The organism is Pantoea sp. X-Soil-ISGK-421, assembly GCF_059730785.1.
Map to the genome: position 1 here is coordinate 594,039 of NZ_AP035979.1, position 15,678 is coordinate 609,716.

The 15,678-nt window shown below is 54.9% G+C and carries 11 protein-coding genes; 4 read left to right on the forward strand and 7 right to left on the reverse strand.

Annotated elements, in window-relative coordinates; translation table 11 throughout:
• Positions 1-56: 56 nt before the first annotated feature.
• The 4 genes from AC6I8K_RS02665 to pepA all read right to left on the reverse strand — a co-directional run bounded on the left by AC6I8K_RS02665 (position 57) and on the right by pepA (position 5,604).
• Entirely contained in the window at positions 57-560 is a 504-nt protein-coding gene (locus AC6I8K_RS02665; RefSeq protein ID WP_497827215.1) for a GNAT family N-acetyltransferase, read from the reverse strand.
• Positions 561-626: 66 nt separating this feature from the next.
• Positions 627-3,482, reverse strand: coding sequence for a valine--tRNA ligase (locus tag AC6I8K_RS02670; protein ID WP_497826184.1), 2,856 nt, complete (start codon positions 3,480-3,482; stop codon positions 627-629).
• Between the two features lie 2 nt (positions 3,483-3,484).
• A complete protein-coding gene (locus AC6I8K_RS02675) occupies positions 3,485-3,946 on the reverse strand; it encodes a DNA polymerase III subunit chi (RefSeq protein ID WP_008104246.1) in 462 nt (153 codons plus the stop codon).
• 146 nt (positions 3,947-4,092) lie between these two features.
• On the reverse strand, positions 4,093-5,604 hold the full coding sequence (pepA, locus tag AC6I8K_RS02680) for a leucyl aminopeptidase (RefSeq protein ID WP_008104244.1): 1,512 nt from the start codon (positions 5,602-5,604) through the stop codon (positions 4,093-4,095).
• Between the two features lie 269 nt (positions 5,605-5,873).
• Between pepA and lptF the strand changes: the two genes are divergently transcribed.
• Entirely contained in the window at positions 5,874-6,974 is a 1,101-nt protein-coding gene (gene lptF, locus AC6I8K_RS02685; RefSeq protein WP_064737701.1) for an LPS export ABC transporter permease LptF, read from the forward strand.
• Positions 6,974-8,050, forward strand: a complete 1,077-nt coding sequence (gene lptG, locus AC6I8K_RS02690) for an LPS export ABC transporter permease LptG (RefSeq protein WP_064737700.1) — start codon at positions 6,974-6,976, stop codon at positions 8,048-8,050. The genes lptF and lptG overlap by 1 nt, the downstream gene beginning before the upstream one ends.
• Before the next feature lie 32 nt (positions 8,051-8,082).
• Here the strand turns inward: lptG and AC6I8K_RS02695 are convergent, their stop codons facing one another.
• The 3 genes from AC6I8K_RS02695 to AC6I8K_RS02705 form a co-directional block, all read right to left on the reverse strand.
• The gene (locus AC6I8K_RS02695) at positions 8,083-9,360 is read right to left on the reverse strand and encodes a DUF445 domain-containing protein (RefSeq protein WP_497826185.1); all 1,278 of its coding nucleotides are present in this window, start codon (positions 9,358-9,360) and stop codon (positions 8,083-8,085) included.
• A 10-nt stretch (positions 9,361-9,370) separates the two neighbouring features.
• Positions 9,371-10,873: a helicase HerA-like C-terminal domain-containing protein gene (locus AC6I8K_RS02700; RefSeq protein ID WP_497826186.1), complete on the reverse strand. Its 1,503-nt coding sequence runs from the start codon at positions 10,871-10,873 to the stop codon at positions 9,371-9,373.
• A gap of 163 nt (positions 10,874-11,036) precedes the next feature.
• Positions 11,037-12,605, reverse strand: coding sequence for an ABC transporter substrate-binding protein (locus AC6I8K_RS02705; protein ID WP_497826187.1), 1,569 nt, complete (start codon positions 12,603-12,605; stop codon positions 11,037-11,039).
• Positions 12,606-13,137: 532 nt separating this feature from the next.
• On the opposite strand from AC6I8K_RS02705, the gene AC6I8K_RS02710 reads away from it, so the two are divergent.
• On the forward strand, positions 13,138-13,869 hold the full coding sequence (locus AC6I8K_RS02710; RefSeq protein ID WP_483816736.1) for a gluconate 2-dehydrogenase subunit 3 family protein: 732 nt from the start codon (positions 13,138-13,140) through the stop codon (positions 13,867-13,869).
• Positions 13,870-13,906: 37 nt separating this feature from the next.
• Positions 13,907-15,676: a GMC family oxidoreductase gene (locus tag AC6I8K_RS02715; protein WP_483816737.1), complete on the forward strand. Its 1,770-nt coding sequence runs from the start codon at positions 13,907-13,909 to the stop codon at positions 15,674-15,676.
• Positions 15,677-15,678: the final 2 nt, after the last annotated feature.

The following is a 15,678-nucleotide window of genomic DNA, read 5'->3' on the forward strand; positions in this document are numbered from 1 at the left end:
ATGAATGCGCACCCTACGTTACACCGTAGGGTCGCCATTTATGGCGACCTCATTCATCACAACACCTTCAGCATGCGCACTTCGCAATCCACATGCCCGGTGCAGCCCATCGCGCTGTCAATCAACTCAAACCCCAATGACTCATACAATTTAATCGCACGCGTCAGGCTACCGGTAGTTTCCAGATAACAGCGCTGAAAACCTTGCTGACGGGCGAACGCCATTGCGCGCAACGCCAGATCGCGCGCCAACCCTAAACCGCGCACCTGCGGCAGAAAATACATTTTCTGCAGTTCACAGATATCCGGCGCGCTACAGGCCAACGGTGCGACACCACCGCCGCCCACCACCACGCCATCATACTCAACTATCCAGTAGGCGCTGTTGGCTTCGTTATAGAGCTCGAACAGGCGATCCAAATTGGGATCGGACACGGTGTAGCCTTTATCCGCCGTCAGACCAAATTCAGCTGATACGTCGCGGATCACTTTTGCAATCCACGGATTATCAGCGGCGGTAATGGGGCGCACCTGTAAATTGATGGGGGCGTCGGTGGTCATCATTATCTTCCGGTATAAAAAAGCCGGGCAGTGCCCGGCTTCGATTAAGCAGTTGGACTGAAGCGCTTACAATGCCGCAATCACGCCCTGCTGTTCAAACAGTTTTGCTTTAGATTGTTCCAGCTCAGCCACGCGCTCGCGCTCTTTCGCCACCACAGCTTCCGGCGCACGTGAGACAAAGCCCTCATTCGCCAGCTTGGTCTGGATCTTCTCGATTTCGACATCAAGTTTCACCAGCTCTTTCGCCAGACGCTCAAGCTCGGCTTCTTTGTTGACCAGATCCGCCATCGGGATTAGCAACTCCGCGCCTTCAACAATCTTGGTGACCGAAACCGGGCCTTTCTCGCCCGCAGGCAGAATGGTCAGGCTTTCCAGACGCGCCAGACGCGACAGGAAGGTGCGGTTCTCTTCTACACGACGCTGGGCGGCGGCAGAGCAGTCACGCAGCAACACGTCGAGCGGCTTGCTTGGTGCAATGTTCATCTCAGCACGGATATTACGTACCGCGACGATCGCCTGCTTCATCCACTCAATATCAGCTTGCGCCTCGGCATCTTCTTTTGCCGCGTCATACTGCGGGAACGGCTGCAGCATGATGGTATCGTGGTCGATGTTTTTCAGGCCTTTCACACGCTGCCAGATGGTTTCAGTGATGTAAGGAATGATCGGATGCGCCAGACGCAGCAGCGCTTCCAGCACGGTAACCAGCGTATTACGCGTGCCGCGCAGTTCCGCTTCGCTACCGCTGGTCATCACCGGCTTGGTCAGCTCCAGATACCAGTCACAGAACTGGTTCCAGGTGAAGTCGTACAAAATATTGGCAGCGATATCAAAGCGATAGTTATCCAGCGCTTCACGATAGGCTTTCACGCTGCGGTTGAACTCGCTCAGAATCCAGCGATCCGCCAGCGACAGCTTCATCTCGCCGCCATTTTGGCCGCAATCCTGCTCTTCGGTGTTCATCAGCACGAAACGGCTGGCGTTCCACAACTTGTTACAGAAGTTGCGGTAGCCTTCGAGGCGCTTCATATCCCAGTTGATGTCACGACCGGTTGAGGCCAGCGCGGCGAGGGTGAAGCGCAGCGCATCGGTACCTGAAGGTACGATGCCGTCCGGGAACTGCTTCTCGGTACGCTTGCGGATCTTCTCCGCCAGCTGCGGCTGCATCATGTTGCCGGTACGCTTCTCCAGCAGATCTTCCAGCGAAATGCCGTCAATCATATCCAGCGGATCGATGACGTTGCCTTTCGATTTAGACATCTTCTGGCCTTCTTCATCACGGATCAAACCGGTCATGTAGACGGTTTTGAACGGCACTTGCGGCTTGCCGTTTTCATCTTTGATGAAGTGCATGGTCAGCATGATCATGCGCGCAATCCAGAAGAAGATGATGTCGAAGCCGCTCACCAACACGCTGGTTGGGTGGAAGGTACGCAGCGCTTCGGTGTTTTCTGGCCAGCCCAGCGTCGAGAAAGTCCACAGACCGGACGAGAACCAGGTATCCAGCACGTCGTCGTCCTGGCGCAGCGCGACATCGGCGGCCAGATGGTTTTCCTGACGTACTTCGTCTTCGGTGCGGCCAACATAGACGTTGCCGTCGTTGTCATACCACGCCGGAATGCGGTGTCCCCACCACAGCTGACGTGAAATACACCAATCCTGAATGTCACGCATCCATGAGAAGTACATGTTTTCGTACTGTTTCGGCACGAACTGGATGTCGCCGTTTTCAACCGCTTCAACCGCAACTTTCGCTAGCGGCGCGGTGCGCACATACCATTGGTCGGTCAGCATTGGCTCAATCACCACGCCACCGCGATCGCCGTAAGGCACGGTCAGGTCGTGCGGTTTGATCTCTTCCAGCAGGCCGATTTCACCAACGGCAGCAACAATCGCTTTTCGCGCTGCGAAACGCTCCATTTTCTGGAACTGGGCTGGAATGTCGTCTGCGCACTCGTCGCTGACTTCGCCGTTGGTGTCGAACACTTCCGCGCGCTCGCGGATGTCGCCATCAAAGGTCAGAATGTTGATCATCGGCAGCTTATGACGACGACCGACTTCGTAATCGTTGAAGTCATGCGCTGGTGTGATCTTCACGCAGCCGGTGCCTTTTTCCATGTCAGCGTGTTCATCGCCAACGATCGGAATGCGACGGTTCACCAGCGGCAGGATCACTTCTTTGCCGATCAGATCTTTGTAGCGCGGATCTTCAGGATTAACCGCTACACCGGTATCGCCCAGCAGGGTTTCCGGACGGGTGGTCGCCACCACCAGATAATCTTTGCCTTCTGCGGTTTTCACGCCGTCCGCCAGTGGATAGCGGATGTGCCACATTGAGCCTTTGCTCTCGCGGTTTTCTACTTCCAGATCGGAGATGGCAGTACGCAGTTTTGGATCCCAGTTCACCAGGCGCTTGCCGCGGTAAATCAGATTCTCTTTGTACAGGCGGACAAACACTTCGCGCACCGCGTTGGACAGACCTTCGTCCATGGTGAAGCGCTCGCGCTCCCAGTCAACTGAGTTACCGAGACGGCGCATCTGGCGGGTGATAGTGCCGCCGGATTCCGCTTTCCACTGCCAGATTTTGTCGATGAACGCATCGCGGCCATAATCCTGGCGCGTTTTGGCTTCTTCAGCGGCAATTTTGCGTTCTACCACCATCTGCGTGGCGATACCGGCGTGATCGGTACCGGCCTGCCACAAGGTGTTTTTACCCTGCATGCGCTGATAACGAATCATGGTATCCATGATGGTCTGCTGGAAAGCGTGACCCATATGCAAGCTGCCGGTGACGTTCGGCGGCGGGATCATGATGCAAAAGCTTTCCTGGCTGGTGTCGCCATTCGGTTTAAAGTAGCCCTGCTGTTCCCAGTGCTCGTAGAGCGGCTGCTCGATATCTTGCGGGTTATATGTCTTTTCCATTTCTACACTGTCGTTTGCGGCGAGGGTGGCGTCGCCGTATTCAATTGGAAACCAACGCTGCGATAGGCTTTATAGCGATCGCGCGCCAGTTGTTTTAGGGATTCTTCATAAGGTACGAAGTCTATCACTTCATGGAAACCAGTAGCAAAATCTGCGAACTGTGGCAAAAGGCTTATCAGCAGATCGCGCGGAGAACTGCCGCGGCGCTGCGGCCAGGCCAGCTCAACCGGTGCGCCGTAGCGCGGGCCTTCACCGGCCAGGTTGTGCGGCACAAAGGCGTTGGCCGGAAGCTGCCAAAGTGCTTCATCCAGCCGATTGGCTTGTTCTTCGTTCTCACAGGCTATCAGGATGCGTTTGCCGTCACGCCAGCGTGTTTCGGCAAGAGAGCACACCAATGCTTCGATGGCGGTTAAGCCGTCGCTGGCGCTCTCCGACTCCATCACATAGAAAGTGGCGTTTTTCATGGCGGACTCATTTCCATAAATGACAGTGGGGCGCATTGTGCGCCCCGTGGGTTCGTGCGTCTAGCTTTTCGGTCGCCATGAATGGCGACCCTACTTCGTAGGGTGCGCATTCATGCGCACCGTTTCAATGACCGCACCGCGACAACTTAATCGTCGCCGTTCAATCCCGCGCGATTTAACAGGAACTGCGACAGCAGCGGCACCGGACGACCGGTTGCGCCTTTGGCTTTACCGGAACGCCATGCGGTACCAGCGATATCCAGATGCGCCCAGTTAAACTTACGCGCAAAGCGCGCGAGGAAGCAGGCTGCGGTAATCGCTCCGCCAGGACGGCCGCCAATGTTCGCCATATCGGCAAAATTGGATTCCAGCTGCTCCTGATACTCATCCGCCATCGGCAGACGCCAGGCGCGGTCGCCGGACTGCTCAGATGCACTGATCAATTCATGTGCCAACGGGTTGTGGTTCGACATCAAACCGCTTACGTGGTGGCCCAGCGCAATCACGCAGGCGCCGGTCAGCGTGGCCACGTCAATCACCACTTCTGGCTCGAAGCGTTCAACGTAGGTCAGCGCATCGCACAGCACCAGACGGCCTTCGGCATCGGTATTTAACACTTCAACGGTTTGGCCCGACATGGTGGTTAACACGTCGCCCGGACGCATGGATTTGCCATCCGGCATGTTTTCACAGCCAACCAGCACGCCGACCACGTTCAGCGGCAGATTCAGTTCCGCCACCATACGCATCACGCCATACACAGAGGCCGCGCCGCACATGTCGTATTTCATCTCATCCATCGCTTCGGCCGGTTTAATGGAAATACCGCCGGAATCGAAGGTTAATCCTTTGCCGACCAGCACAATAGGGCGCGCTTCCGGATCGTTATTGCCTTTGTACTCAATCACCGACATTAGCGATTCATTATGTGAACCGGCACCAACCGCCAGATAGGCGTTCATACCCAGCTCTTTCATTTGCTGCTCGCCGATGACGCGGGTTGTTACATTTTTGCTGTACGCATCCGCCAACTGACGCGCCTGTGACGCCAGATACGCGGCGTTACAAATATTTGGCGGCATATTGCTGAGGTCTTTGGCGGCTTTCACACCGGCAGCCACCGCTAAACCGTGCTGAATCGCGCGCTCGCCGCTGGTAAGCTCACGGCGGGTCGGCACGTTGAATACCAGTTTGCGCAGCGGACGGCGCGGCTCGACTTTGTTGCTTTTCAACTGATCAAAGTTGTAGAGCGCTTCTTTAGAGGTTTCGACCGCCTGACGTACTTTCCAGTAGGTATTACGGCCTTTTACGTGCAGTTCAGTCAGGAAGCACACCGCTTCCATTGAACCGGTGTCATTCAGGGTATTAATGGTTTTCTGAATGACCTGCTTGTACTGACGCTCATCCAGCTCGCGCTCTTTACCGCAGCCAATCAGCAGAATGCGCTCTGACAGGATATTCGGCACATGGTGCAGCAGCAGCGTTTGGCCCACTTTTCCTTCCAGTTCACCGCGGCGCAGCAGGGCGCTGATGTAGCCATCGCTGATTTTATCCAGCTGCTCAGCAATGGGTGACAAACGGCGCGGTTCGAAAACGCCAACAACAATGCAGGCGCTACGCTGTTTTTCCGGGCTACCGCTTTTTACACTGAACTCCATGCACTCTCCTGAATCTTAAAGACAACGGCCTTGGCTGTCGTTAGAATGTAGCGCGCTCGTAACTCATTAATTCGTTACGACGCCATGACAATTCAACGCCGGTAGTCATAATGAGTTGTGGTGACAAGTAAGTTGTTTTTTCACCACGCTAACGCGTTCGTCATACTATTTTAGCTACGATGACGGCCATTGATGAAGAAAAATGGCTGATAAGCGTTGAAACTAGCGATTTTCCTGCAAAAAGACAAGTTATCACAGGCGTACTAAGCGTGATCATCATTAGATATCTGGTTCGGGAAACGCTCAAAAGCCAGCTGGCTATCCTCTTCATCCTGCTACTGATCTTCTTTTGTCAGAAGTTAGTGCGGATTTTGGGAGCTGCGGTGGATGGCGAAATCCCAACAAACTTAGTTCTGACATTGTTAGGACTTGGCGTGCCTGAAATGGCACAACTTATCCTGCCCCTAAGCCTGTTTCTGGCGATTTTAATGACCCTTGGGCGGCTGTACACCGAAAGTGAAATCACGGTGATGCATGCCTGCGGCTTGGGGAAAAGTGTGCTGATTAAAGCCGCGATGATCCTGATGCTGTTCACCTCGATCGTGGCGGCGGTCAACGTCATATGGTTAGGGCCATGGTCATCACGTTATCAGCAAGAAGTGACGCAAAACGCCAAAGCTAATCCAGGCGCGGCGGCCTTGGCGGCGGGGCAGTTCCAGACCTCCAGCGACGGCAATGCGGTGCTGTTTGTTGAAAATGTGAAAGGCAATACCTTTGGTAACGTGTTCCTGGCGCAATTGCGTCCGAAAGGCAATGCGCGTCCATCGGTGGTGCTGGCTGACAGCGGCCACATGGAGCAACATAAAGATGGCTCACAAGTGGTGACACTGGATAAAGGCACACGTTTTGAAGGCACTGCCTTGCTTCGCGATTTCCGCATCACGGACTTCGTGAATTATCAGGCGCTGGTGGGCTATAAAGAAGCTACGCTCGATCCAAACGATGCCGATCAGGCGAGTATCAGCACGCTGATGCAAAACAAGACGCCGCAGTTCCAGGCGGAGTTGCACTGGCGCTTAACGCTGATTTTTGCAGTACTAATTATGGCGTTGATGGTGGTGCCGCTCAGCGTGGTGAACCCGCGTCAGGGCCGCGTGCTGTCGATGTTGCCTGCCATGCTGCTGTACCTGATCTTCTTCCTGCTACAGAGTTCTCTGCGTTCCAACGCGGCGAAGGGCCGGTTCGATCCCGCAATCTGGATGTGGGTGGTGAACGTCTCCTATCTGGCGCTGGCGGTGCTGCTGAACCTGTGGGATACCGTGCCGATGCGTCGCATCCGTGCGCGCTTTAGCCGTGGAGGATCGGTCTGATGTTTAAGGTTCTTGACCGTTATATCGGCAAAACCATCTTCAACACCATCATGCTAACGCTGTTCATGCTGGTGTCGCTGTCGGGCATTATCAAGTTCGTTGATCAGTTGCGTAAAACCGGGCAAGGCGCTTATACCGCGCTGGATGCCGGTTACTACACCTTGCTCAGCGTGCCGAAAGATATCGAAATCTTCTTCCCGATGGCGGCGCTGTTGGGTGCATTGCTGGGTTTGGGCACGCTGGCGCAGCGTAGCGAACTGGTGGTGATGCAGGCATCGGGCTTTACCCGTATGCAGGTGGCGCTGGCAGTAATGAAAACCGCGATTCCGCTGGTGCTGTTAACCATGGCGGTGGGCGAGTTTGTTGCGCCTAAGGGCGAACAGATGGCGCGTAACTATCGTGCACAGCAGCTGTACGGCGGTTCGCTGGTCTCGACGCAAAATGGCCTGTGGGCGAAGGACGGCAACGACTTCATCTACATCGAGCGCATTAAAGGTGATAACGAGATTGATGGCGTCAGCATTTACAAGTTCAGCGATCAGCGCCGTTTGCTCAGCGTGCGTTACGCAGCCAGCGCCACCTGGAATGCGGATAAGAAGCTCTGGGCGCTGTCGCAGGTCGATGAATCAGATCTGCAAGACGCTAAACAAATTACCGGCTCGCAAAGCCTGAGCAGCGAATGGAAAACCAATCTGACGCCCGATAAGCTCGGCGTAGTAGCGCTGGATCCGGACGCGTTGTCGATCAGCGGCCTGTATAACTACAGCAAATACCTCAAGCAGAGCGGCCAGGTTTCAGGACGCTACTTGCTGAATATGTGGAGCAAAATCTTCCAGCCGCTGTCTGTAGCGGTGATGATGCTGATGGCGCTGTCATTTATCTTTGGTCCGCTGCGTAGCGTATCGATGGGCGTGCGCGTGGTGACGGGGATTAGCTTTGGCTTCCTGTTCTACGTGCTGGACCAGATCTTTGGCCCGTTGAGCCTGGTATATGGTTTACCGCCAATATTGGGTGCGATTCTGCCGAGCGGCGCGTTCTTCGCGATCAGCTTGTTCATGCTCGTGAAACGTCGGTAATCGTTGTAGGGTCGCCATTTATGGCGACCGATTTAGTGCAACTGCTGGATGAAGCTCGGCACCTGCGACAGCACATACAAAATCAGCCCGATTGTGCCGCCAACCAACGTGCCGTTAATGCGGATAAACTGCAGGTCGCGGCCAATATTCAACTCAATCTGCTGCGACATGTCGCGCGCATCCCAGCTTTTTACCGTATCGCTAATGTGGCGTGTCAGGAAGGCAGCAAACTCCGGCGCCACGCTGCGGGCGGCGTCTTCCAGATGCTGATTCATGGAGGCGCGCAGCGCGTCATCGGCCGCCAGCGTTTCACCCAGCCACAGCGCGGCCAGTCTTACGCGCTCTTGCACCCGCGAATCCTCGCTATTCAGGTCGTCTTTCAGCCAGCCACGTAAATCTTGCCACAGCTCGCCAATGTAGCGATTAAAGGACTCATCTTCCTTCAACCAGCTTTTGATTCCCTCTGCACGTTCCGCCATTTCAGGATCGGTTTTCAGTCGCTCAATCAGCCGTTGCACCGCACGGTCGAAGCCCAGACGCAATTCATGCCCCTGATCGAGCGCGACCTGATCGAGAATCGAATCCACCGCATTGGCCACCAAATCGGCGCTGTGCTCGCCCAGCCATTCGGTCGGCAGCATTTTGGCTTTTATCGGATGTTCGCGCTTCAACCAACGTACAATCTGCGCGGCAATAAACTCACGTGTGCCGGGCTTGTGCAGCAAGCGCAGCAGCTGTTGCACCGCCGCATCCAGCAGCTCCTGATGACGATTATTTTTGGTCAGGCTATCCAACAGTAGCGCGCTGGATTGGGTGAGATCGACCTTATCCAACGCGCGATGCACCGCGCGGCGCAGAAAGCGCTGAATCCGCTGATCGTCGGTGAGATCAAGAAAGCCGCGCATCACCTGCAACAGATGGCGGCCAATGCGATCGGCGTTGCCGGGCGTGTTGAGCCACTGCGCCAGCATCTGCGACGGATCGTGACGGCGAATCAGCGCCAGCAGCGAATCGGTATCAAGGAATTTCTCCTGGACGAAACGGCCAAGATTCTCGCCGATGCGGTCTTTATTACGCGGAATAATCGCCGTATGCCGCGAGATAAAGGGCACCGGCACGCGGCGGAACAGCGCCACCACGGCGAACCAGTCGGCTAACGCCCCGACCATCGCCGCTTCCGCGATCGCTTTGAGTCCGAGAACCCAAAAGTTGGGCGGCAGAAACAGCGTCACAACAAAAGTCGCGGCGGCAATCAGCAGCAGTGACAGCGCCAGCCGTTTACTGCGTTTGAGTTGTTGATATTTATCCATAATCCCTTTTTTAACGACGTCGTCCGCCTAATAAACTGCCTAAAACACCACGAATGATCTGATTGGTGACCTGGCGCGCGGCACTTTTCGCCACGCTCTGCACCACGCCGTCACGCTTGCCGCCGCGTGGCCCGGTGGTGCCGAACAAAATGTTCTTCAGGCCGCCGAGAATGCCGTTATCGACATCAACGCTGTTACCTTTGGCTTCCGGTGCATTGGCTTGCTGCGTTGCCACTTGCACGCCTTTTTGCAGCATTTCGAATGCCGATTCGCGATCGACTTCGCTGTCGTATTTGCCGTACAGCGGCGAGTTGTTGATCAGGCCGTTACGTTCATCCTGGCTGACTGGCCCCATACGCGAGCCGGGCGCAATCACCATCGCACGCTGCACCATTGACGGGCTGCCTTTCTCATCGAGGAAGGAGATCAGCGCTTCGCCGGTGCCGAGCGCCTGAATCGCCTCAACGGTATCAAACGCCGGATTGGCGCGCATGGTTTCGGCGGCACTTTTCACTGCTTTCTGATCTTTCGGCGTGAAGGCGCGCAGCGCGTGCTGCACGCGGTTGCCGAGTTGGCCCAGCACGTTGTCAGGAATATCGGCCGGATTTTGCGTGACGAAATAGACGCCGACGCCTTTGGATCGAATCAGGCGAATCACCTGCTCGACTTTCTCCAGTAGCACCGGCGGTGCATCGTTAAACAACAGGTGCGCTTCATCGAAGAAGAACACCATTTTGGGCTTATCGAGATCGCCGGCTTCCGGCAGCTGCTCATACAGTTCGGCCAGCAGCCACAGCAGGCTGGTGGCGTAGAGTTTCGGCATCTGGTAGAGCTTTTCCGCCGAGAGAATATTGATGAAGCCCTTGCCATTGCTGTCGCAGCGCATCCAGTCGCGGATATCCAGCATCGGCTCGCCGAAGAAGTGCTCGGCACCTTGCTGCTCCAGCGCCAGTAAACCACGCTGAATCGCCCCCACTGACGCGCTATTGATATTGCCGTATTGCGTCTGGAAGGCTTTGGCATTGTCGCCGATATACTGCGTCATGGCGCGCAGATCTTTGAAATCCAGCAGCAATAACCCCTGATCGTCGGCGATGCGGAAGATGATTTGCAGTACGCCGGATTGCACCTCGTTGAGATTCAGCAGACGCGCCAGCAGCAGCGGACCGAGATCGGACACCGTCGCGCGCACCGGATGACCTTGCTGACCAAAAATATCCCACACCATCACCGGATTTTTCTGCGCCTGCCAGTCGGTGACGCCAATCTTTGCCAGACGTGCCAGTAGCTTCTCCGAGCCTTCACCCGCAGCGGAAATGCCGGTGAGATCGCCTTTTACGTCGGCCATAAACACCGGCACACCCCTTTCAGAGAATGATTCCGCCAGCTTTTGCAGCGTCACGGTTTTGCCGGTGCCGGTGGCGCCGGTGATCAAGCCGTGGCGGTTCGCCATGTTGGGGAGAAGATGCAGTTGAACGTCAGGCGTTTGGGCAATCAGTAACGGAGTGGTCATGATTTTTGCGCTCTCAGGCAATAGGTTATGCCAGAAAGGATAGCAAGCGGCGCGCGAGGAGGGAGGAGGATTGTGCCGAAAAGGTTGTGCCAACTGTCCCCCCTTCCGGCCTTCCCCCCTAAATGGGGGAAGGCCGGAAGGGGGGATGGCAGCACGATCTACATTATTTCTGCACCGTATCAAAAAACAGCAAACTCACGCCGATGCCTTGCTGCACATGATTCACGTTATTGCGTACCGCAACTTGCTGTGCGCCTTGCAACGTCACCACGAACGGTGAGTTCTGCTGCACGGTTTTTTGCAAATCGGTATACAGCGCGCGGCGCTTGGCGGCATCGCTTTCACCGGCTGCAGCGCGAGTTTTGGCGCTCAGATCGGGAATATCCCAGCCGACGCGCCACGCCAACGTTTTGGAGCCGCCCGGCACGTTATATGCGAAGGCGCTGGCGTTGGTATTGGGATCGATATAGTCCGCGCCCCAATAGATAAAGATCGACTGGAAATCACGGCCGCGCATTTTGCTCCACAGCTCCGATTCCGCCACCGGCTGCAACTCAATCTGCACATCCGCTTTGGCGAAGCTGGCTTGTAGGGCCTGCGCTACGTCAATGTAGGGCGGCTGGTTGATTACCGTCAGCGCAAACTTCGTCCCCGGCTTGATGCCGCCTTTGGCTAAAATCGCTTTGGCTTTCGCCACATCATAATGGAACGGCTGATCTTCCAGCGCCCCGTCAAAACCCTGCGGCAGGAAGCTCTGATGAATGCGGTACTGACCTTTCAGCAAATCCTTCGAGAGGGAGTGGTAATCCACCAACCAGCGCGCGGCTTGCCACAGCGCAGGGTTGCCCAGGGCAGGTTGCGCTTTGTCCTTGGTATTGAAACCGAGGTAGTAAACCAGGCTAGAGGGGAAGGCTTCAATGCGCAGATTTTTATCGCTCTTCAGCGCATCAATCTGATCCGGACCGAGCTGATAGGCCACATCGACATCGCCTTGCTGAATCAACAGACGACGCGCACCAGCATCCGCCACGCCTTTAAGCAGAATGCGTTTCAGCTTCGGCTGCGGATTAGCTGCTTTGTTGGCGCTTAGCACCAGCGCCTGCTGCGGCACATATTGCTGGAGGATAAATGCGCCGCTACCGGCGGAGTGGGTATGCAGCCAGCCGTTGCCGAGGTCGTTATTGACGGCATTTTGCTGCACGGTTTTGCTATCCACCACCGATGCTACCGGTGCCGTCAGCAGACGCAGCGCCAGGTTTTGGCCAATCTGCGCCGGCCACTGAATCTCCAGCTGATGGTCATTCAGTACCTTAAACTGGCTGGCGATGTTTTCCTGGGTCCAGCCAAATTCGGCAAGGATGAAAGAGGGCGCTTTATTCAGTTGCACCGCGCGCGTCAGTGAGAAAATCACATCCTGTGCCGTCACCGGATTGCCGCTGGAGAAGTGTGCGTCAGGCTTAATGTTAAACACCAGGCTGTGTGGCGTGCTGCCTTGTTGCCAACCGGTAGCCAGCAGAGGCGCCAGCTTTTGCGGCGAATTGCGATCCGCCTCGACCAGCGTCTGATACATATTACGCTGCACGCTGTTACTGACGGTTTCGAAACTTTCAGCAGGGTCAAAGCTAATAATGCCGTCAAGCGGGACGGCAACGACAAGGGTATCTTTCGGTGTGGCGGCGTGCAGTGCAAAGCTGCTGCCCCATAAGGCGATGAGCAAAATCAGTGAGCGCATTATTATTTTCCTGGATTAGAGATGAAATGACTCTATCTCTGTCGCTCTCCAGGCAAAATGCCGGTTTGTTCTGAGCTGTGCCGGAAAATAACAATTGATTACGGTTGGGTATTATTGCGTTTATTTTGTGCGCGACTTGTCATTTCCGCGAAATAGATTGTTCATCTGCTGGGCAATAAAGTAAATAAGATGTTATAAATGAGAATAATTCTCTGGTATGGAAGTATGATTTTTTTTCATTGATTCATTTATGCGATTATTGCTCAGCGCGATAATACCTGGTCAAATGCCCACTTATTAGTGCCAATATCCCATCAAATGTACGGTTAAAACCTCTTTTTTCGCCTCGAAAACCTTTCACCAAGCCATAACCTAAATTCAACATGATGACTGAATTTCATCAAAACACATTGTTAATTGAATTTTTACATTCTGAAATACCTATATCCCTAATATTGCCAGGTTATTTACCGATTTATAAAGCTATTAACAAAAATAATTATCTTTCTTAGCAAGTGAGAATCGTCGCGCCATGCTTCTAAATAAACCGACCACCAGACGTAAGTTTTTACTTGGGTCGCTACTGGCTTTGCCATTAAGTGACTTGGTATTTAAGGGATTAACTGCAGCACAAGCTGCGGAGATGGCAGCGCCCGAGCTCGCCGACTATAAACCGATCTTTTTCAGTGCCGATGAGTGGCAATTCATCATGGCTGCGGCCGATCGCCTGATTCCTGCTGGCGGCAAAGGTAAAGCGCCAGGTGCATTGGAAACCAACGTGCCGATCTTTATCGATCAGCAATTGCACAGCCCGGAGTTCGGTGCAGAGATTTACATGCAAGGTCCCTTTGACGTGCATGCGCCTGCGACCATGGGTTACCAAATTCCGTTCACACCACAGCAGATGTACCAAACCGGTATCAAGCTGGTGAATCAGTGGACGCAAAACACTTTCCAGAAACCGTTCCATGCGCTGTCACTGGAAGAGAAAGATGCGGTTCTGACCAAAGTGAACAAAAACGACGGTATCGACTTCGCGGCACTTGGCGAAGAGAACCTGAAAGCCTCGCAGTTCTTCAGCCAGCTGCTTTCAGATACCAAACACGGCTACCTCGCTGACCCGATGTACGGCGGCAACAAAGGCATGAAAGCCTGGATTGCCATCGGCTTCCCGGGCGCACGCGCCAGCTTTACCGAATGGGTGAAGCAGCACAACGTGCCGTACCCGCTGGGACCGGTCAGCCTCTTGGGTGAAAGCGCGTAAGCACACCCCCGTTTTTGGTATGTGAGACAGGATTAACATGGCACAGATTACAAAGAAAGAAGTCGACGTCGTCGTTTGCGGCCTCGGCTGGGCCGGCTCGTTGATGAGTATTGAACTGGCACTGGCTGGTTTAGAAGTGCGCGCATTAGAGCGCGGCGGCGAGCGTGACTACCCGGATTTCGCTTATCCGAAACCGGCAGATGAATACGCTTACAACGTGCGTAACAAAGTATTCGCCACCCCGAAAGAAGTGGCGGTCACCGTACGTTACAACAGCAACCAGACTGCATTGCCGACCCGCAAGTGGGGCGCATTTGCGCCGGGTACCGGCGTGGGTGGCGCGGGCATGCACTGGACGGCGGTTCTGATTCGTCCAACCCCAACCGATCTGAAGCTGAAAACCTACGTGGATGAGGCCTACAAGCCGGGCATCCTGCAGGAAGATATGCGCGTGATGGACTTCCCGTTCACCTGGGAAGAGATCGAGCCGTATTACTACAAGTTTGAGCTGATCTGCGGCCAATCCGGCAACACCGGCAACCTGCGCGGTCAGATTCTGCCGGGCGGCGATCCGTTTGAAGGTCCGCGCTCTGAACCTTATCCGTTGCCTGCGCTGGAAGACACGCTGAACAACGTGATGTTCAAAGAAGCGGCGACCAAACTCGGTTATCACCCGTTCCCGAACCCTTCTGCATGCGTATCGCGTGCGTGGAAAAACCCGTACGGCAACCAGATCGCGCCGTGTAACTACTGCGGCTACTGCTCGAAATATCCGTGCCTGAACTACTCGAAAGCCTCACCACAAACCGCGGTGATGGATTCACTGAAGCGTATGCCTAACTTCTCTTATGAAGTACACGCAGAAGTGGTGAAAGTGGTACTGCACGACGATCAGAAAACTGCGAAAGGCGTGATTTACTATGACGTCGACGGCAACGAAGTGTTCCAGCCGGCGAAGATCGTGGTGCTCTCCAGCTTCCAGCTGTACAACGTGCGTTTGATGCTGCTGTCCGGTATCGGCAAACCGTATAACCCAATCACCGAAGAAGGTGTGGTAGGGCGTAACTACGCGTTCTTGTCGAACGGCGGCGCAACGCTGTTCTTCAAAGACAAAAACTTCAACTCTTACGCCACCGCAGGCGCTACCGGCCAGATGTTCAACGACATCTCACCAGGCAACTTCGACGGTCCGGGCCTTGGTTTCCTGGGCGGCGCCAAGATCCACAGTTCGCAGGCCACCGGTACGCCAATGGCGGCAGCGTTGCCAAAAGGTACACCGAGCTGGGGCATGGGCTACAAGGAAGGTCTGGAGGAGTGGTACAACCATTCCATGAAGATCAGCATCACCACCACTTGCCAGTCGTATCGCGATATCTATCTGGACCTCGATCCGCACTATACCGACCATCGCGGTCAGCCGTTGTTGCGCATGACGTTCAACTGGAAAGAGAACGAACTCAAGCTGCAACAGCACTTGAAAGGGATCGTCGGCAACATCGCCAAAGAACTCAACCCGGACAGCATGAGCATGAGCTTCCTGCCGATGGGCGCGGACTTTGACCTGACCAAATACGTTTCGACCCACAACGTGGGCGGCGCGGTGATGGGCGATAACCCGAAAACCTCTGCACTGAACAAGTACCTGCAGAGCTGGGATGTTCACAATGTGTTTGTGCCGGGCGGCAATGCCTTCCCGCAAAACTTCCAGGCGAACCCGACCGATACCATCGGCGCGATCACCTTGATGGCAGCACAAGCAATCAAAGAACATTATTTGAAAAATCCCGGTCCACTGGTACAGGCATAAGC